16 protein-coding genes and 1 tRNA gene are annotated in these 18,298 nt (G+C 71.0%); 11 read left to right on the forward strand and 6 right to left on the reverse strand.

Annotation, left to right across the window (positions count from 1 at the left end):
• Positions 1-20 precede the first annotated feature (20 nt).
• Entirely contained in the window at positions 21-953 is a 933-nt protein-coding gene (locus tag CLV46_RS09960; RefSeq protein WP_100364621.1) for an aldo/keto reductase, read from the forward strand.
• A 16-nt stretch (positions 954-969) separates the two neighbouring features.
• On the opposite strand, the gene CLV46_RS09965 is transcribed toward CLV46_RS09960, so the two are convergent.
• Positions 970-1,836, reverse strand: coding sequence for a helix-turn-helix transcriptional regulator (locus CLV46_RS09965; RefSeq protein WP_100364622.1), 867 nt, complete (start codon positions 1,834-1,836; stop codon positions 970-972).
• Positions 1,837-2,052: 216 nt separating this feature from the next.
• Here CLV46_RS09965 and CLV46_RS09970 point away from each other — a divergent pair, with 216 nt between their 5' ends.
• The gene (locus CLV46_RS09970; RefSeq protein WP_100364623.1) at positions 2,053-2,910 is read left to right on the forward strand and encodes an SDR family NAD(P)-dependent oxidoreductase; all 858 of its coding nucleotides are present in this window, start codon (positions 2,053-2,055) and stop codon (positions 2,908-2,910) included.
• A gap of 115 nt (positions 2,911-3,025) precedes the next feature.
• Here CLV46_RS09970 and CLV46_RS09975 read toward each other — a convergent pair.
• Positions 3,026-3,099: transfer RNA gene (locus CLV46_RS09975), tRNA-Pro, on the reverse strand.
• A gap of 623 nt (positions 3,100-3,722) precedes the next feature.
• Between CLV46_RS09975 and CLV46_RS09980 the strand changes: the two genes are divergently transcribed.
• The 7 genes from CLV46_RS09980 (at position 3,723) to CLV46_RS10010 (ending at position 12,901) form a co-directional block, all read left to right on the forward strand.
• Positions 3,723-5,258: a sugar transferase gene (locus CLV46_RS09980; protein ID WP_100364624.1), complete on the forward strand. Its 1,536-nt coding sequence runs from the start codon at positions 3,723-3,725 to the stop codon at positions 5,256-5,258.
• The gene (locus CLV46_RS09985; RefSeq protein ID WP_100364625.1) at positions 5,258-5,719 is read left to right on the forward strand and encodes an FAD synthase family protein; all 462 of its coding nucleotides are present in this window, start codon (positions 5,258-5,260) and stop codon (positions 5,717-5,719) included. The genes CLV46_RS09980 and CLV46_RS09985 overlap by 1 nt, the downstream gene beginning before the upstream one ends.
• Positions 5,712-6,344, forward strand: coding sequence for a hypothetical protein (locus CLV46_RS17060; protein WP_100364626.1), 633 nt, complete (start codon positions 5,712-5,714; stop codon positions 6,342-6,344). The genes CLV46_RS09985 and CLV46_RS17060 overlap by 8 nt, the downstream gene beginning before the upstream one ends.
• A 14-nt stretch (positions 6,345-6,358) precedes the next feature.
• The gene (locus tag CLV46_RS09995; RefSeq protein WP_100364627.1) at positions 6,359-9,244 is read left to right on the forward strand and encodes a fibrinogen-like YCDxxxxGGGW domain-containing protein; all 2,886 of its coding nucleotides are present in this window, start codon (positions 6,359-6,361) and stop codon (positions 9,242-9,244) included.
• A 134-nt stretch (positions 9,245-9,378) separates the two neighbouring features.
• Complete coding sequence (locus CLV46_RS10000; RefSeq protein WP_245866717.1) at positions 9,379-10,020, forward strand: CDP-alcohol phosphatidyltransferase family protein; 642 nt, start codon at positions 9,379-9,381, stop codon at positions 10,018-10,020.
• Positions 10,017-11,342, forward strand: coding sequence for an O-antigen ligase family protein (locus tag CLV46_RS10005; RefSeq protein WP_100364629.1), 1,326 nt, complete (start codon positions 10,017-10,019; stop codon positions 11,340-11,342). Before CLV46_RS10000 ends, CLV46_RS10005 begins: the two co-directional genes overlap by 4 nt.
• Positions 11,339-12,901, forward strand: a complete 1,563-nt coding sequence (locus tag CLV46_RS10010; protein ID WP_100364630.1) for a lipopolysaccharide biosynthesis protein — start codon at positions 11,339-11,341, stop codon at positions 12,899-12,901. Before CLV46_RS10005 ends, CLV46_RS10010 begins: the two co-directional genes overlap by 4 nt.
• Here the strand turns inward: CLV46_RS10010 and CLV46_RS10015 are convergent.
• From CLV46_RS10015 to CLV46_RS10030, 4 genes are all read right to left on the reverse strand, one after another.
• Complete coding sequence (locus CLV46_RS10015; protein WP_157802291.1) at positions 12,836-13,408, reverse strand: glycosyltransferase; 573 nt, start codon at positions 13,406-13,408, stop codon at positions 12,836-12,838. The genes CLV46_RS10010 and CLV46_RS10015 overlap by 66 nt on opposite strands.
• Positions 13,405-13,854, reverse strand: coding sequence for a glycosyltransferase family protein (locus CLV46_RS10020; protein WP_100364632.1), 450 nt, complete (start codon positions 13,852-13,854; stop codon positions 13,405-13,407). Before CLV46_RS10020 ends, CLV46_RS10015 begins: the two co-directional genes overlap by 4 nt.
• Before the next feature lies 1 nt (position 13,855).
• Positions 13,856-14,767: a glycosyltransferase family 2 protein gene (locus CLV46_RS10025; protein ID WP_157802292.1), complete on the reverse strand. Its 912-nt coding sequence runs from the start codon at positions 14,765-14,767 to the stop codon at positions 13,856-13,858.
• Positions 14,768-14,848: 81 nt separating this feature from the next.
• Positions 14,849-16,186 carry a phenylacetate--CoA ligase family protein gene (locus tag CLV46_RS10030; protein WP_157802293.1) on the reverse strand — a complete coding sequence of 446 codons (1,338 nt, stop codon included), beginning with the start codon at positions 16,184-16,186 and terminating at the stop codon, positions 14,849-14,851.
• Positions 16,187-16,294: 108 nt separating this feature from the next.
• Between CLV46_RS10030 and CLV46_RS10035 the strand changes: the two genes are divergently transcribed.
• Positions 16,295-17,404, forward strand: coding sequence for a Gfo/Idh/MocA family protein (locus CLV46_RS10035; RefSeq protein WP_100364635.1), 1,110 nt, complete (start codon positions 16,295-16,297; stop codon positions 17,402-17,404).
• 8 nt (positions 17,405-17,412) lie between these two features.
• Positions 17,413-18,288, forward strand: coding sequence for a hypothetical protein (locus CLV46_RS10040; RefSeq protein WP_100364636.1), 876 nt, complete (start codon positions 17,413-17,415; stop codon positions 18,286-18,288).
• The last annotated feature ends 10 nt before the right edge of the window (positions 18,289-18,298 follow it).

Consider the following 18,298-nt stretch of genomic DNA (forward strand, 5'->3'; position numbering starts at 1 on the left):
GCTCGACGAGGAGAGAGCCCATGAAGACCTTCCCCATGCCCGGAACCGAGCTGGTCGTGCCCGATGTGGTGCTCGGACTGATGCGCATCCAGGACAAGTCCGACGAGGAGGTGCGCACGCTCGTGCGCACGGCGCGCGACGCAGGGATCACCTTCCTCGACCACGCCGATGTCTACGGATCGGACCTGCACGGCTGCGAGCGGCGTTTCGCCGAGGCGCTCAAGCTCACCCCGTCGGAGCGGGAGGAGTACGTCATCCAGTCCAAGGCCGGCATCGTGCGCGAAGGACCCTACTTCGACTTCTCGTACGAGCACATCATCGAGTCGGTGAACGGATCCCTCGAGGCGCTCGGCACCGACTACCTCGACATCCTGCTGCTGCACCGTCCCGACGCCCTCGTCGAGCCCGAGGAGGTCGCCCGCGCGTTCGACGAGCTGTCGGCCGCGGGCAAGGTGCGCGCGTTCGGCGTCTCGAACCACACCCCGCGTCAGATCGACCTGCTGCGCAAGCACGTGACCCAGCCGATCGTCGCGAACCAGCTGCAGCTCTCGATCACCCACGCGCCGATGATCGCCCAGGGCGTCGCGGCCAACATGCAGGCACTCGACCAGTCGATCGTGCGTGACGACGGCATCGTCGACTACTGCCGTCTGCACGACATCACGATCCAGGCCTGGTCGCCGTTCCAGGCGGGCTTCTTCGACGGCCCCTTCCTGGGCTCCGACCGCTACCCCGAACTGAACGCCGTCATCGACCGACTGGGCCAGAAGTACGACGTGCCGGCCGAGGCCATCGCGGTGGCGTGGATCACCCGGCATCCCGCTCGCATGCAGGTCGTGCTCGGCACCACGACACCGGAGCGGGTCGCCGCCGCCGCTCTCGGCTCGGACGTCGAGCTCACCCGCGCCGAATGGTACGACCTGTTCCGCGCCGCCGGCTACACCGTGCCGTGATCCGCGGGGGCGGGCGCTATCGGCCGCCCGACCCCGGCGATGGAGTACCGGTGAGCGTCCAGCTCGCGAGCATGTCCAGCGCCCGGCGCGAGGGTGATCCGGGTTCGGTCGAGTAGACGAACAGCGTCGTGTCGGCGTCGCCCGGCAGGGTGAGCGTCTCGTATTCGACCGTGAGGTCGCCGACCAGCGGATGGCGCAGCCGTTTCGACCCGTGGGTGCGCTGGTACACCCGGTGCTCGTTCCACCACGCGTCGAACTCCGGGCTGTGCGCACGCAGGTCGGCGATGAGCTCGGCGGTCCCCCGATCGCCCGGATCGTTGCCCGCCTCGAGGCGCAGGTTCTCGACCGCGGCGCGGGCCTGATCCTGCCAGTCGACGAAGAGCGTCCGCGCGTCGTCGTCGAGGAACATCCACCGCGCGTAGTTCCGTTCGGATGCGGGCATCCGGTCGAAGTCGGCGAAGAGGGCCCTGCCGAGGCGGTTCTGGGCGAGCACGTCGGCCCGGCGTCCGAGCACGAGCACCGGTACCGCTTCGAGTGCGTCGAGCAGCTGGTACACCCCCGGCCGCACGCGTTGCACGGGCCGTGCGCGCCGCGGCACGTTCGTCGTCCCGATGAGGTCGGCAAGGTGGGTGCGTCCCGCCTGATCGAGGCCGAGCGCGCGCCCGATGGCGTCGATCACCGCTTTCGACGGCAGGATCCGCCTACCCTGCTCAAGCCGGGCGTAGTAGTCGGCCGAGACCCCGGCCAGGAACGCTACCTCTTCCCGACGCAGACCCGGCACGCGACGCACTCGACCGTCGGCCGGGAGTCCCGCTCGCGACGGGTCGCACTGGCTGCGCGCCCTCCGCAGGAAGTCGGCCAGCTCGGAGTTCCTGTCTGACATGTCCCCATTCTGTTCCCCGGGATCGACCGGCGGGCGGCGTCGGGTGGGTCGGTCAGTCCTACCCGCCTCAGCGGGTCCGGGTGGACCTCGGCGTCCTAGGCGGCTGGATCCGAGGCCCTGGCGGGCGTGCTGTGCGCTCCCAAGGCGGCGTTGTCGACGGGAGGCTCGACGTGCCGGCACATCAGGCCGGATCCGACACCGAAGGAGACCACTCTCATGACCTATCCCACCGGTCGCCCCGCCACCTGGTTCGTCACCGGCACCTCGCGAGGCCTCGGTCTCGAACTCGTGAAGCAGCTGCTCGAGCGCGGAGAGAACGTCACCGCGACCACCCGGTCGAGCGAGCGGCTCTTCGCCTCACTCGAGGGCACCGACACCGCGAACCTGCTCGCCCTGACCGTCGACCTCGCCGATCAGGCGCAGGTCTCCGACGCGGTCGCCGCCACCACGGAGCGCTTCGGCCACCTCGACGTGGTGGTCAACAACGCCGGATACGGCTTCCTCGCGGCGGTCGAGGAGGTGTCCGACGCCGACGCCCGCGCGATGTTCGACGTGCAGGTCTTCGGCGTCTGGAACGTGCTGCGCGCCGTGCTCCCCGGTCTCCGCGCGGCGCGCAGCGGCCACATCATCAACGTCTCGTCGATCGTCGGGCTGCTTCCCTTCCCGGGATGGGGCCTGTACGGCGCCGGCAAGGCCGCGCTCGAGTCCCTCACCGAATCACTCGCCGGGGAGGTGGCCGAGCACGGGATCGCGGTCAACCTGATCGAACCCGGATACATGCGCACGGACTTCCTGCGTCCGCAATCCCTCGGTCTGCCGCAGGAGACCAACGACGCCTACCCCGCGATCCGCGAGATGGTCGAACAGCACCTGCGGATGCCGGGCACTCAGCTCGGCGACCCCTCGAAGGCGGCGACCGCGATCATCACCGTCGCGACGTCGGGCGACGCCCCGCTGCACCAGCTGCTCGGCTCCGACTCGGTCGGGCTTGCCGAGGTCCGCGTGCAGGCGCTCACGGCCGACATCGAGGCGGCACGCGGTCTCGCCGTCACGACGGACATCCCGGCGGCCTGAGCGCGACGGTCACGCAGCGCGACCGCTCGCGCGTCCGAATACACGAAGAGGGCTGTTCCGCATACGGAGCAGCCCCCTTCGTCGCCCCGATCGATTTCCGCGGGCGACGTTCCGGTCGGGCTGACAGGATTTGAACCTGCGACCCCTTGACCCCCAGTCAAGTGCGCTACCAAGCTGCGCCACAGCCCGTGGCAGTCGCGCGCCCTCATCGAGAAGGCCCGCGGCAACTCCGTTAGCTTAGCGCCTCGCGAGTCCCGCGCGAGACATCCGGGGACGGCGAGCGATGCTCCGGTGCCGACGTGGAAAGAGCGGGTCGATTCTCAGCACGACGATCCATCACCTTTCGGATCCGTCGCCGCGCCCCCCAACGGGGGTCGGAATCGGCACTCCGGACTGCGCATTCCCGCGTATTCCGGCGCTGGGCCGCGTGCCTACCCCCCAAAGTGGGGGTATGTACCCAAGATGGGGGCTAGTACAGTCCACAACACAACACGCGAACGACTCTCAACACCGAACCGATGGGGTTGCGACCCACTTCCCCATGGTGCGAGTCGATCGCAGCAAGACACCCGCCCCCCCGATAGCGATCGGGAGTGACGTCGACACCCCCAACCGTCGACTTCCCGCACTTCCGACGCGATTCGACTGTTCCCCCTCCCGACGAACAGTCGTGCCCGAAACCCGATACGCCGGGCATGCTCGCCATGCCCGGAACCCGCCGCGCCCGCGCGTTCGCTTACCCACCCTGCTCACGCGCGCCGCAAGACGACCGGTGCTCCCCCGCGCCCGGTCGAGAATGCAGGAACGCCCGCATGACTGCGCAACCCTCGTTGCCCCTTCTCGCCCCCAAGACCCGACGGCTGAGCCGCCGTGCACCTCTCGTGCACGGTGGGAACCCGCCGGCCGTCGCCCGTGCGAGTGACCGCTCCTGGCCCCGGCGCTATCGCCGCCGGCTGCTCGCGAGCGACACACTCGTGCTGACCCTCGCCGCGCTCGGTGCCCTCTGGGCAGGTCCCGAGCACGCGGGGCCGGGCCAGCCGTGGACGACCGTCGGTACCGAAGTGCTCGTCACCTCGGTGCTCGTCGTCCTCGGCTGGCTCGGAAGTCTCTCGGTCTTCGGCACGCGGCACGCCCGCGTCGTCGGCATCGGGGTCACCGAGTACCGCCGGGTCCTGAGTGCGAGCGCCCTCTCGTTCGCTGCGCTCGCCCTGCTGCTCGCGCTCGCCGCGCAGCACGACCACCTCCCCATGTTCGTCGGCGTCTTCGCCGGCGGCACCGCCGGGCTCCTGCTCACCCGCTGGGGCTGGCGGAACTGGCTCGGACACCGTCGCGAGAACGGGGAGTACCTCTTCGACGCCCTCGTGGTCGGCACCCGTTCCGAGGTCGAATACGTCGCGGCGCGCATCAACTCGAAGTTCGGCGCCGGGTACCGCGTCGTCGGCGCGGCGCTCCCGGCGACCACGACGAACACGGCGCCCATCCCCACCGCCGACCGTGACGTTCCGCTCGTCGCCGACCTCGATCACGTCGCCTCCGCCGCACGTGCGCTCGACATCGACGCCGTCGTCGTGGCCGGACAGCCCGAGAGCGACCGGCAGTTCATCCGCGACCTCAGCTGGGCACTCGAAGGCACCGTGACCGAACTCGTGCTGGCCTCGCGCCTGACCGACGTCGCCGGCCCGCGCATCCACTTCCGCCCCGTCGAGGGGCTGCCGCTCATGCACGTCGAGCTGCCGCAGTTCAGCGGCGGCAAGCATCTCGTCAAGCGCGGCCTCGACGTCACCCTCTCCGCCATCGGTCTGCTCGTCCTGCTCCCCCTGCTCGCGGGCATCGCCCTCGCGGTCCGGCTCGACAGCGACGGCCCGGCCCTGTTCCGTCAGGAGCGGGTCGGCAAGTCGGGCCAGACCTTCCGGATGCTGAAGTTCCGGTCGATGATCACCGACGCCGAGGCGCGGCTCCCCGAGCTGCTCGGGGCGAACCAGGGCTCCGGCGTGCTCTTCAAGCTCAAGCACGACCCGCGGGTCACCCGCGTCGGCCGGGTGCTGCGCAAGTACTCGCTCGACGAGCTGCCGCAGCTGTGGAACGTGCTCGTGGGCGACATGAGCCTCGTCGGACCGCGACCGCCCCTCCAGCGGGAGGTCGACGGCTACGCGTCCCACGTGCACCGCCGCCTGTTCATCAAGCCCGGACTCACCGGCATGTGGCAGGTCAACGGCCGCTCCGACCTCAGCTGGGACGAGAGCGTGCGGCTCGACCTCTACTACGTGGAGAACTGGTCGCTCACCGGTGACCTCGTCATCCTGTGGCGCACCCTCCGCGTTCTCGTCAACGGCTCCGGGGCCTACTGATGTCGCGGGTCGTCGGCTACGCCGCGGGCGGCTTCGACCTCTTCCACGTCGGGCACCTCAACATCCTCAGGCACGCCAAGAGCCGCTGCGACCACCTCATCGCCGGGGTGGTCTCCGACGAGAGGCTGATCGCCACGAAGGGCACCACGCCGGTGGTGCCGCTCGCGGAACGGCTCGAGATCGTGCGGCACATCGACGTGGTCGATGAGGCCGTCGCCGAAGACGCGGAGAAGGTCGAGATGTGGCGGGCGCTGCGGTTCGACGTGTTCTTCAAGGGAGACGACTGGCGTGACACCGAGAAAGGGCGCCGCGTGGAAGCGGAGCTCGCCCCCTACGGCGTGCGGGTCGTGTACTTCCCCTACACGATGAGCACGTCAAGCACCCGTCTGCGTCGTGCGCTCGACGCCCTCGACTCCCGCGGCCGCGCGACGCGTGAAGCGGCGGGGGCGCAGGATGACTGATCGCCGGCGCACCACCCTCATCGTCGCCGGAGTGACGGTGCTCGCCGTCGCCGGTGCGACCGCCGGCGTGCTGCTCTCCACCGCCTCGCCGGCACCGCACCCCACGAGCCGCAGCACCGCCGCACCCGAAGCGGCTGCCGTACCGACGCCCAGTGCGACGCCGACCGCCCCGCCTCCCGCGGACGCGCCGCCGGAGGAGACCCGCGCGGTCGCGGCCGCGACCGCCGATCTCGAGGAGCTCGTGCGTCTGGCCGACAGCGTGCTGCAGAATCCGGATGCCGACGGCGTCGCGATCGACGCCGTCGCCGCCGGCTTCGTGAAGGGCGAGATCGAGGCGCTCGCCGCCGAGCGCCGCGACCTCGGCTACCGCCAGGTCGGGGAGGCCCGAGTCGTCTCGGTCACCCCCACCTCCGTCGACCTCACCGCTGCTCCTCCGAGCATGCAGCTCGCGGTGTGCATCGACGCCTCCGCCATCGACGTACTCGACGCCGACGGCACCTCCCTCAAGGCCGAGCTCTACAACCCCGGCCATCCGGTACTGCACCTCTACGGAGCGCAGCTCATCGACGGCGACTGGAAGATCGCCACGCACGACATCCCTGACGACCCGACGTCTTGTCTGTGAAAGAAGCCCGAACCATGTCCTCCCTCCCCTTCGCCGTATCCCGGCGCGCCGCGACCCGCGCGGCCGCGCTGGGTGCCGCTCTCGCCGTCGCGGCGAGCCTGCTCCTGCCGGCGACCTCGCCCGCCCGTGCGGCCGTCACCGCCGACGGCGCCTCCCCCGGCACCGCCGCCGCCTCCTGCTGGGAGGTCAAGCAGAACAACCCGGCCGCCGAGAGCGGTATCTACTGGATCCTCACACCTGCGCTCGTCGCACCCGAGCAGTTCTACTGCGACCAGCAGACCGACGGCGGAGGATGGGTGCTCGTCGCCCGCGGCCGCCAGGGCTGGAAGGGGCAGTACAACGGGCTCCGCAGCGCGGAGACGCTGCGCGAGACCATCACCGGCACCGCCGCATTCCCCGTCGCCCAGCTCCCCGCGACCACGGTGGACGGGCTCCTCAACAAGGGCCGCGTCGACGCGCTCGCCGACGGTGTGCGACTGCGTCGCGCGATGAACACGGCCGGCACCACCTGGCAGGAGGTGCGGTTCAAGTTCGCCAACCGCGACCGCTGGGTGTGGACGTTCGGCGCCGAGCATCGCGTCGGCGCCTACAGCTTCAACGGCGTGACCGGATCCGGCGGACAGACCGCCTCCTTCGGCCGCGACTCCGCCTACCAGCGCGTCGACTCGACCGCGCCCACCGCCCAGAACTTCCTCGGCGGCCTCGCCTACGGGTCGCAGGTCACCGGCACCACGTCGAGCTCGTCGTACCTCTGGTCCGCCGTCGACGGGCGCGGGAGCGCGCGCCCCTTCACGCAGATGTTCCTGCGTCCGAAGCTCCTGACCGCCGACCTCGACTTCGGCACCATCCCCGACACCGGTGCCCCCGCGTCGGCGCAGAGCGCGCTGCCGGAGAGCGACGCGCTCCGCACCGTGTGGGGCGTCTCGGGACTCGGCGCGGGCGGGACGAGCGAACTCGCGACCGAGGTCTCGGCCTTCGCGCAGATCGGCGACACGGTCTACGTGGGCGGCAACTTCCTCTACGTGCAACGCACGGAGAACGCGACGGGGGCCGACCGCATCGCACAGCCCTACCTCGCCGCCTTCAACGTCGACACCGGCGAATGGATCAGCTCCTTCCGCCCCGTGCTCAACAATCAGGTGAAGGCGCTCATCGGGCTTCCCGACGGCCGACTCGCGGTCGGCGGCCGCTTCACGACCGCCAACGGCGAGACCCGCAACAATCTCGTCGTCGTGGATGCCGCGACCGGCGCCACCGCCCCCGGATGGCAACTGCAGGTCGAGAACCGCACCTCGGGTGGCGTCCCGCAGGTGCGCGGGTTCGCCGCGTCGTCCACACACCTCTACGTCTCGGGTGCGTTCACCCACCTCGTGCGCCCGAACGGCGTCGCCACGAGCACGTGGAACGGCGCGCGGGTGAATCTCTCCACCGGCGCCCCGGACGGCAACTGGAACCCGCGGCTCAACGGCACATCCATCGGCGTCGAGGCCGCGAGCGCCGGCGACCGCACCTACTACTCCGGATACTTCCGGATGAGCGGCACCGTGGAGACGTTGAGCGGCACCGCGCTGCAGACCACCGCGGGCGCCGCGGTCGTGCAGCCGCTCTGGGTTCCGCAGTTCAGCAAGCCCGGCACCAACAACACCGGCAACATCTGGCAGCTCGGTGTGGCCGAAGCGGGAGGCAAGGTGTGGCTGGGTGGATCGGAGCACAGCCTCTTCGCGTACGACCGGAGCACGTTCGAGCGCAAGGCCGGCTTCATCACGAAGAACGGCGGCGACTTCCAGGCGGTCGAAGGATCTGGACCGCTCGTCTTCGGCGGCTGCCACTGCGGCGACTTCGTGTATTCGAACGCGTACAGCTGGTCGGACATCGGCAGCGGGTGGACTCAGGGCGACAAGATGAACCTCATCGGCGCCTGGGATGCCGCGAGCGGCGCCTACCAGCAGCAGTTCAGCCCGATCGTGCAGTCCCGCCGTGGATTCGGCGCGTGGGCGCTCTTCCAGGATTCGCGCGGCACCCTGTGGGCCGGCGGCGACTTCTCGGACTCCGTGCGGGCCGGCGAGGCGAACCAGTGGTCGGGCGGGTTCATCCGCTTCCGCGCACGCGACACCGCCGCGCCGACGACGCCCGGCAGCGCCGCGATCACACCGCTGAGTCCGTCGAGCGCCCGTCTGTCCTGGACGGGTTCGAGCGACGACCGCGGGGTCGCGCGCTACGAGGTGCTGCGCGACGCCCGGGTCATCGCGACGACGAACGCGACGACGTTCGACGTGCCGATCGGTGACGCTCCGCAGCGGTACTTCGTGCGTGCGGTGGACGCCGCGGGCAACCGGTCCGCGACGACGGCGGCGCTCGTCGCCGCTCCCCCGTCGGAATCGGAGCTCACGCTCGTCGCCCTGGCGTCCACGTGGAGCTGGCGTTACGACAGCACAGCCTGGCCCACCGATTGGCGTACGCCGGCGTTCGACGCGAGCGCGTGGAACACCGGCCCGGCCCCGCTGGGCTTCGGGTCGGCGTCCCTCGGCACCGACATCGCCGCCGGCCTCGCGACGCCGAAGCCGCTCAGCGCACAGTTCCGCCACTCGTTCGAGCTCGACGACCCCGCGACGGTGACCAACGCCGTCATCCGGGTGCGGGCCGACGATGGAGTGGTCGTGTACGTCAACGGGCAGGAGGTCGGGCGCACGAATCTCCCGACGGGCACGTTGACGCAGAACACCTACGCGACCGCCGCCCCGCGCACGACCACGGCGGCGGCGAACGCGCAGGTGTTCGCCGTGCCGAGCAATCTGCTCGTCGACGGCACCAACGTCATCGCCGTCTCCACCCATTTGAACTACCGGTCCACGCCGGACGTGAGCTTCGATCTCGGGTTCACGGCCACGAGGAACGGGTGAAAGGTGTCGGAATGATCGTCCCCTCCCCTCGGACGCTGAATCCCGACACGGTACCGACGGGGCTTCGGGCGTGGCGCCCCCGGTACCGGCTGGGTCGCTCCCGGCTGCGCGATGCGCAGAAATCAGGGGCCGGAGTGCCCGCCTACCTGCGCTGGGTCAATCGGGGACTCGGCAGGCAGGCCGCCGCGGTCGCGTACACGCTCGGGCTCACGCCCGGCGCCGTGACCGCGGCGAGCGCCCTCGTGTCGCTCGCGGCGATCGTCGTGCTCGTCACGGCGCCGCTGCCCGGCACCTGGGCGGTTCTCGCCTCGGTGCTCCTGCTCGTCGGCTATGCGCTCGATTCCGCCGACGGCCAGCTGGCCCGACTCACCGGCACCGCTTCACGCGCGGGCGAATGGCTGGATCACGTCGTCGATGCGGTGCGGCTGCCGCTGCTGCACGCCGCACTCGCGTGGGCGTTGATCCGCATCGACGCCCCCGCGTGGAGCGTCGCCGTGGCCCTCGCGTTCGCGGTGCTCGCCTCGTCGTGGTTCTTCTCCCAGACGTTGGCCGAGAAGCTCGCCCCGCCGGAGCGGTCCGCATCGGATGCGCCGGCCTGGGTGTCGTTCGTGAAGCTGCCGTATGACACCGGCACGCTCTACCTGCTCGTCATCGCGCTGATCTGGCTGCCCGCGTTCCTCGTGCTGTACACGGCGCTCTTCGCGGGCACCCTCGTCGTCGCCGCAGGCTCCCTGCGCCGCAAGTACCGGATGCTCGCCGAGCAGCCGGCGCCGTGACCGCCCTCGCCGTTCCGACCACCGCCGACGGGCCGGTCGGCGAAGCGACTCGCGACCTGCCGGCATGGCCGGTGCTCGCGCTGCTCTGGGGGATGCCGGCCTGGTGGGCGCTCGGGATGCTGCCGTTCGCGACCGTCATCATGGCGGTGCCCATGGTGGCCCTGCTGATGCTGCACCGCCGCGTCGTGATCGTCCCGGGCATCCTCCCCTGGTGGGCCTTCGTCGCCTGGATGATCCCGTGCGCACTCATGCTCGATTCGCTCGGCCGGCTGCTCGGCTTCGGAGTGCGTTTCGCCCAGTTCGCCTCGATCGCGATCCTGCTCTTCTATATCTGCAACGCCACGCGCTCGCTCACGGCCCGACGCCTGCTCGCGGGGCTCACCTTCGTGTGGCTCTTCGTGATCGTGGGCGGCTACCTGGGGATGCTCTGGCCCGACGTGACGCTCACGGCGACGATCGGGCGGCTGCTCCCGGGTGCCCTGCGTGAGAACGAGTACATCGCCGATCTCGTCTTCCCTCCCCTCGCCGAGATCCAGACCCCGTGGGGTGCCGAGGAGCCCTTCGTCCGCCCGTCCGCACCGTTCGCCTACACGAACGGTTGGGGCGCGGCCATCGCCATCCTCACGCCCATCGCGGTCGCGAACGCGCTCCTGCGTCGCAGCCGGGGCGGGATGCTCGTGCTCGTCGGCGGTCTGCTCGCGAGCATCGCACCGGCCGTCGCGACCTCGAACCGGGGGCTGTTCATCGGTCTCGCAATCGCCATCGTCTACGTGGTGCTCCGGCTCGCCGGTCGCGGGCAGTGGCTGCCCGTCCTGGGCGTGGCCGCCCTGTCGACGGCACTCCTGGTGCTGCTCACGCTCTCCGGCTTCCTCGACGCGATCACCGCGCGGCAGGACACCGTCGACACGACGGAGGGACGCGGCGACCTCTACGAGGAGACCTTCGTCCGCACCCTCGATTCGCCGATCCTCGGCTACGGCGCGCCGCGCCCGTCGTTCACGAGCGAGATCACGGTGGGCACGCAGGGCATGGTGTGGAACGCGCTGTTCTGCTTCGGGTTCGTCGGTCTGGCCCTCTTCGCCGTGTTCCTCGTCGGCGGCCTCCTGCGCACGTGGGCCGCCCCCACCCCGGCCGCCCTCTGGATGCACGCGAGCGTCGTCGCCGCGATCGCGATGAGCATCTTCTACGGACTCGACCGGCACATGCTGACCATCGGCATCGTGCTCGCCCTGCTGCTGCGCGAGAAGTACCTCGGTGTCGGCGATGTCGCGCCGGAGACGACGGCGGGCGGGCGGTCCGCTCCGGCCCCGGTGGTGTCGTGATCGGCACGGCGGACCGCGGCGGACTCGCCCGCAGCGGTGTCATCAGTCTCGCGGGGTCGGCCTTCGCGGCGATCGCCGCGCTCGCTCTCACCCTGCTCATCGGCAACGGACTCGGCGCGTCCGGCACCGGTGTCTTCTTCCAAGCCGTCGGCATCTTCACCGTGCTCACCCAGATGCTCAAGCTCGGCACGAACAGCGGCATCATCCGTGAACTCGCCCGACAGCGCGCGCACGATGAGCGGGGCGGCGCGTGGCGCACCGTGCTCATCGCCCTCGTCCCGGTGGTCGTCGTCTCGGTCGTGGTCGCCGTCGCCGTCGCCGTCTACGCCGACGTGATCGCCGGGTGGCTCGGACCCGCGCGGCAGCGGGACGAGCTCACCGTGCTGCTTGGCGACCTCGCGCCCTACCTCGTCGTCGCCTCCGCCATGAGCGTGCTGCAGACCGCGTCGCGGATGGTCCGCGGGGTCGGCACGTTCACGCTGCTGCAGAACGTGCTGCTGCCGGCGAGCCGTCTCATCGCCGCAGGGGCGGTGCTCGTGCTCGGGTGGGGCGCGTTGAGCGCGTTCCGCGGTTGGCTGCTGCCCCTCCCCGTCTGGCTCGCCGCAACGATCGTCGTGGTCGCGGTGCCGCTCGTGCGGGACGTGCGGGACCGCTCACCCGGAGACGCCGGCTGGCGCCGATCGAGCGCCGCGTTCTGGCGTTTCAGCGCCGCCCGCGGTGTCGGGGCGGCACTCGAGACCGTGTTCGAATGGGCGGACGTGCTGCTCGTCGCCGCGCTCGCGTCGCCCGCCGACGCGGGCGTCTACGCCGTCGTCACACGAACCGTGCGGGCCGGACAGGTGGTCGACCGCGCGATGCGGATCGCGGCGGCGCCGACGATCTCCGGGTTGCTGGCCCGCGGCGACGTGGACGCGGCCCGGACCCTGCACACCCGCGTCGCGCGCACGATGATCCTGGCGACGTGGCCGTTCTACCTCGTGCTCGCGCTGTCGGGCGCGGCGGTGCTGCAGCTGTTCGGGCCCGAGTTCGTCCGAGGCGCCGGCGTGCTCGCGGTGCTCGCCGCGGTCACGATGATCACGACGGCCGCCGGCATGCTGCAGAGCATCCTCTTGCAGGGCGGGCGCAGCTCGTGGCAGGTCGGCAACAAGGCCGTCGCCGTCGTGCTCATCATCGGGCTCAACGTGCTGCTGCTGCCGTCTCTCGGCCTGCTCGGCGCCGCGATCGCCTGGTCGGCAGCCGTCGCCGCGGACACCGTGCTCGCCGCCTGGCAGGTGCACCGGCGCATGGGCGTGCGCCTGGAACCCGCTCGGCTGCTCTCCGCGGCCGTCCCCGCCCTCGTCGTGTTCGGCGCGGGCGGCCTCGTCGTGCGCGCCCTCAGCGGCGACGCCCCGATCCCTGCGGCCCTCGGGTCGGTCGCGCTCGGCCTGGTCTATCTCGCGTGGCTGTGGCTCGACCGCCACCGGCTCGGCCTCGACCCGGTCTGGGCGCTCGTGCTACCTCGACGCGGTCGACCGCGCCAGCTCCCGCCCGGAACGCCAGAGGCGCCGCCAGCGCTCTGACGCGGGAAGCGGCGGCACCGTGCCGGCGAGCACGCGGGCGAACCGTTCGACCCCGGGCGACTCCACGTCGGCGCTCAGCCGCGTGTCGAGGTCACCGGCGAGCGCCGCGTCGAGCAGTTCCTCGAGCGTCTGGGCGGTGAGCACGGGGTGGATGAGCTCGAGCTCGGCCACACGGCGGGTGAACCGCAACTGGTGGTCGTCGACGACCTCGCCGTCCCCCGGCACCCGCGGCACGACGAGCGGCTTCCGGCCGAGGGCACGCAGATCCATCACCCCGCCGGCGCCGCCCTGCAGCACGACGGCGTCCGCCCGCGCGCACAGGTCGAGCAGGTCGGGGTAGGGCAGGATCACGTGGTTCTCGGCGCCCGCCGCCGGCCGCGTCGGGCCGTGCTGCACGACCGTCCGCACCTCGGGGTGGCGCGCGATCCACGGCTCGATCCATTCGATCAGCCGCGTGAAGGGCAGGTGGTACGTGCCGGCGCTGACCACCACGAGCGGCGCGGTCACAGGATCATCCCGATGTCGACGGATCCCGGGTAGCGGCGCGCGAGGCTGTCCCACTGCACGAGGAACAGGTCGGAGAACGGGTAGGTGAGCCGACCGCTCAGCGACGGGGCGGCGATGCGGTCGACCGGCTCGATGTAGACGGTCCGCGCGCCCACCCGTCGTGCCTGGGTGAAGAACGGCAGCGCGATCGCGGCACCCGTGCTGAGCACGAGGTCCGGCCGGAATTCCCGCAGCACGCGGCGGGCGAGCCCGAAGTTGCGCACGAGGTTGGGCGCGTTCCGCACGGTCGGGTAGTGGGCCTCGGTGACCCGCTCCCCCTGCAGACGCGACCGGGCGTCCTCGGTCGGCAGGGTCACCCAGTGCCGTTCGTGCTCGCCCCACCAGGAACGGAGGGCGAGGGCCTGGGTGAGGTGTCCTCCCGATGAGCACACGATGAGCACGCGCATCTCAGATGCCCTTGCCGAAGCGGCGCACGATCCGCAGCACGCGCTCCGTGGAGATCAGGCGGAACGAGATCGCGATCGCGAGCGCCGCCTTGATCTGGCGCGGGGCGTGCCGCAGCGCGCGCCACCCCCACCGCCGGGCCTCCTTCGCGTCGCCGACCGCGGCGAGGGCGAAGGCGATCTGCGCCTCGATGCGCCCGAGGGCGGCGCGGTTGCCGGCGAATCCGGGGTGCTTGGCGAGCAGGTACTGCAGCGCTTGCGCGTAGAGCGCCCACCGCCCGAAGAAATAGGACTGCCCCGCCCAGCGCACGCTCACGAGCGGTTCGTCGACGACCCGGATCTGCGAGCTCGACGCGGTGCGCAGCAGCAGGTCGTAGTCCTCGCCGTAGCTCGCCGGAAGGTCCTCGTCGACGAGGCCGATCGTGTCGAGGAGCGCGGACCGGCGGAAGACGAAACTGCTCGAGTGCAGGCCGGGCAGGCGGTCGGCGATGAGGTCCGCATGCCCGACGAGGGTCGATCCGACCCGGCGCTCGTGCGTGCGCACCCCGTCGTCCACGACCATCGCGGTTCCGACGAGGGCCGCCTCGGGGTGTTCGGCGAACTCGGCCATCTGCCGCTCGAGTTTGGTGGGCAGCCACTCGTCGTCGTCGTCGAGGAAGGCGACGAACTCGTGCTGGGCCGCGAGGATGCCGGTGTTGCGTCCCCCGGCGAGGCCGCGGGTGCGGGAGTTGGGCAGCCCGCGCAGGGAGCGCCCCGGACCCACTTCGAGCGCCGGCAGCACCGGGTCGCACGCGTCGAAGACGACGATCACCTCGAGTTCGCCCTCGTAGGTCTGGGCGAGCACACTCGCGACGGCGCGGGCCATCAGCTCGGGTCGATCGTGCGTGGGCACGACGACGGTCACGGGAGCAGGCACACTGCTCCTTCCTCCGGTTTCGGGTTCCGGGATCGGGGTGTGCTGATTATAGTGAGCGTCCACCACTTCCGACAGGGCTCGTCAGGCTCCCGAGACCGGCAGGTCGGAGAGCACGACGCGCACCTTGCCGCGGTCGTGCCGGATCTCGTCCACGAGTTCCAGGCGCACCGGCGCCTCGCCGTCGACGAGTCCGCGCAGACGCTCGAGGGCCTCGTCGAGCCGCGGGTCCGCCGCCCCGCGCACGCCCGGCACGCAGCGCAGCGTGATCGAGTGGTCGGCGTGCTGGTGGATCTGGAACTGCCGCACCGCGTCCGGGGCGGTGTTGAACAGTCCCGTCAGGCCTCCGGTCACCATGCGGCCGCTCGCGAAGCGCAGCACGTCCGACGTGCGTCCCTGCACCGCGTCGATCCGAGGCAGCGTGAGACCGCACGGGCACGCGCCGTCGAGGTGCTGCGTGCGGTCGCCCATCCGGTACCGGATGAGGGGGAAGCGCCGGTTGCGCAGGTCGGTCACGAGCACGTCGCCGATCCCGGTCGCGCGTCGGGCGCTCGCGTCGACGACCTCGAGCACCCGCAGGTCGGCGAGCACGTGCAGGCCGGCGTGCGCACGGCACTCCCCGGCCATCCAGGGCACCTCTGCGCTGCGGTACTGGTCATAGACGGGTGCGGAGAAGGCCCGCTCGATGTCGGCGCGCTGTGAGGGCGTGAGGGGCGCGGCGGTGACCCCCACGGCGAGCAGCGGCGGGGGCGGGGAACCGCGTCCGGCGACGAACCGGGCGAGCTCGTGCACCCCGCCGACGTACCCGGTGAGCAGGGGCGGACGCACGCGCTCCATGCGGTCGACGAACGCGCGCATCCCGTCGGCGGTCATGGTGCGGGCGTCGAGGGTGAGCCGCTCGGTGGGCCACCACTGCGCCCGCTCGAGCGCCTGCTGACGCGGAGTGCGGCGCTCGCGCTGGATCATCGCCAGATGGTCGCCCGGGTGCACCCCCCACCAGCGGTGGATGCGCCACCACATGGCGGCGACCGGGGACTCCCGATCGTGCAGCACGGTGAGCGGCTCACCCGTCGATCCACCGGTCGAAGACGGCAGGGTGTCCCGGGCGGTCGTGCCGGAGACGAGGAACCCGTCCCGGTGCTCGCGCAAGTGCTCCTTGGTCACCGGCGGCAGCGATTCGAACGCCTCAGGGTCGTCGAGATCCTGCCGCCGGATGCCCGCGGCGGCGTAGTGCGCGCGGTAGAAGTCCGTGCGGTCCCAGGCGAGCCGCGCGAGACTCATCGCCTCGGCGCGCTGCCGTCGCTCGCGCACGGCGGGCTCCTCGACGTCGGCATCGAGCATGCGCCGGAACTCCCGACGGATACGGCCCTGCAACAGCGCCGACTTCGCCGTGAACGCGGCGCGGACCAAGCCTCTCGGCACCCTGACCTCCTGGTTGTGGAGAGTGGAAACGAAGACTACCCACTTTCGGGGGTGAGGGAGTAGAGTTCGCAGAACCCATCCCCTGGTACCCGAAACAATGGAGTTGGTGTGATCTCGATCGCCGTTGCCGGCATCGGCAAGATGGGCCTGTCCCATCTCGCCATGGTGCGGGCCCATCCCGACGTGGACGTCGTCGGTGTCTGCGACTCCGCAGGCTACCTCCGCGATGTCCTCGGCAAGTACACCGGTCTGCCGACCTTCGCGGACTACACGACCATGCTCGACACCGCGAAGCCCGACGCGGTGCTCATCGCGACGCCCACCGGCGCCCACGTCGACATGGTGCGCGCCGCCCTCGACCGGGGGATCCACGTCTTCTGCGAGAAGCCGCTGTCGCTCTCGGCGGCGGACTCGCTCGACCTCGTCGCCCGCGCGGAAGCCGCGGGCGTCGTGACCGCGGTGGGCTACCACAACCGCTTCGTCGGCGCGTTCCGCGAGGTCAAGCGCGTGCTCGACTCCGGCGCGATCGGCGACATCAACCATGCGCTCGCCGAGTCGTACGGACCCGTGGTGCTGCGTCCCAAGGGCGCCACCTGGCGCAGCCGGCGCACCGCCGGCGGCGGCTGCCTGTACGACTACGCCGCGCACCCGCTCGACCTGCTCGCCTGGTACCTCGGCGAACCCGCGAAGGTGAGCGGCACGGCGCTCGGCAGCATCTTCTCGGCGGAGACCGACGACGAGGTGTACAGCCTGCTGCACTACCCCGCCGGACCGACCGCGCACCTCTCGGTGAACTGGTCCGACGAGTCCCAGCGCAAGATGACGACCCGGATCACCCTGTGGGGTTCGAAGGGCAAGATCGTCGCCGACCGCCAGGAGATCCAGGTCTATCTGCGCGACACCGCGACGCCTCCCGAGGGCTACCACCACGGCTGGAACGTGCACTACACGACCGAACTCACCGACCCGGTGTGGTTCTACCTGCGGGGCGAGGAGTACAGCGCCCAGCTCGACCACTTCGTGCGGCAGATCCAGGCGTCCGGCGCCGGCGAGGCCGTCGACCCGCTCAACGACTTCGCGAGCGCGCTCGTGACCGACGAGGTCATCGAGAAGCTGCTCGCCGACGCGGCCGGCATCCCGGCCACGGCGGCCGAGCCGGCCGCCGCGCACCGGCCGGCGCGTCGCCCGTTCTGGTCGCGTCGCCACGCGACGGTCTGAGGGAGACCATGGATCGTCTGCTCTTCGGAGACAACCAGTTCTTCGGCATCAACCACATGTCGGAGGAGAAGGCGCGCGCCCAGGCGGTGCGCTTCCAGGACACCTCGGCCGTCATCGACGTGCTCGACTCGGCGCTCGACAACGGCATCCGCAGCTTCATGTGCACGACCCACGACCGGATCGCCGAGGTCGCCGACCACATGCGCGCGGACCCCGCCCGCTACGGGGACTACCAGTTCCTGCCGTGCATGCCGTACGCGCACAAGTACGCGAATGCGGTGACCGAGGACGGCATGCTCGGGGCGATCAAGCGCTTCACGCCGGAGCAGGGCATGCTGAGCGCCGCGCTCGCCGGCGGCAAGTCGCTCGCGACGAAGGACATCGAAGGCATGGTGACGCTGCTCATCGACGCCGAGATGAAGATGTTCCAGGGGCTCAAGACCCCCGTGGTGTTCCTGCAGAACGTCGTCGTCGACCTGCTGGTCGGTCTGCGCTTCGACGACGCCTTCCGCATCTTCGCCCAGCACATCCGCGACCGCTACGACGCGGAACCGGCGTTCATCACGATGAACCTCGAGGCGACGCTCGACACGCTCGAGCGCGTCGGCATCGAGAACCCCATCGTGTGCGCGAACATGAACAAGATCGGCTTCCGGATGTCGGGGGGCATCGAGCGCTACGAGCAGCTGCTCGAGGAGCGCGACTTCCAGGCGATCGCCATGTCGGTGTTCGCCTCCGGGGCGATCCCCGCCCGTGAGGCGCTCGAATGGGTGCGGGACCACCCCAGCATCCGATCGGTCGTGTTCGGGGCGTCGTCCGCCGCGAACATCCGTTCCACGGCGGCGCTCGCCTCGGAGCTCTGGCCCGACCCGGTCGCCGCCTGAGGCGCTGCCC

Origin of the sequence: Diaminobutyricimonas aerilata (assembly GCF_002797715.1) — a bacterium.
GTDB lineage: Bacteria > Actinomycetota > Actinomycetes > Actinomycetales > Microbacteriaceae > Diaminobutyricimonas > Diaminobutyricimonas aerilata.

Excerpts from the sequence above, each read along its gene's own strand:
- CLV46_RS09970 (WP_100364623.1), top strand. The coding sequence starts at position 2,053 with ATGACCTATCCCACCGGTCGCCCCGCCACCTGGTTCGTCACCGGCACC.
- CLV46_RS17060 (WP_100364626.1), top strand. The coding sequence starts at position 5,712 with ATGACTGATCGCCGGCGCACCACCCTCATCGTCGCCGGAGTGACGGTG.
- CLV46_RS09960 (WP_100364621.1), top strand. The coding sequence starts at position 21 with ATGAAGACCTTCCCCATGCCCGGAACCGAGCTGGTCGTGCCCGATGTG.
- CLV46_RS09995 (WP_100364627.1), top strand. The coding sequence starts at position 6,359 with ATGTCCTCCCTCCCCTTCGCCGTATCCCGGCGCGCCGCGACCCGCGCG.
- CLV46_RS09965 (WP_100364622.1), bottom strand. The coding sequence starts at position 1,836 with ATGTCAGACAGGAACTCCGAGCTGGCCGACTTCCTGCGGAGGGCGCGC.
- CLV46_RS10040 (WP_100364636.1), top strand. The coding sequence starts at position 17,413 with ATGGATCGTCTGCTCTTCGGAGACAACCAGTTCTTCGGCATCAACCAC.
- CLV46_RS09985 (WP_100364625.1), top strand. The coding sequence starts at position 5,258 with ATGTCGCGGGTCGTCGGCTACGCCGCGGGCGGCTTCGACCTCTTCCAC.
- CLV46_RS09980 (WP_100364624.1), top strand. The coding sequence starts at position 3,723 with ATGACTGCGCAACCCTCGTTGCCCCTTCTCGCCCCCAAGACCCGACGG.
- CLV46_RS10020 (WP_100364632.1), bottom strand. The coding sequence starts at position 13,854 with ATGCGCGTGCTCATCGTGTGCTCATCGGGAGGACACCTCACCCAGGCC.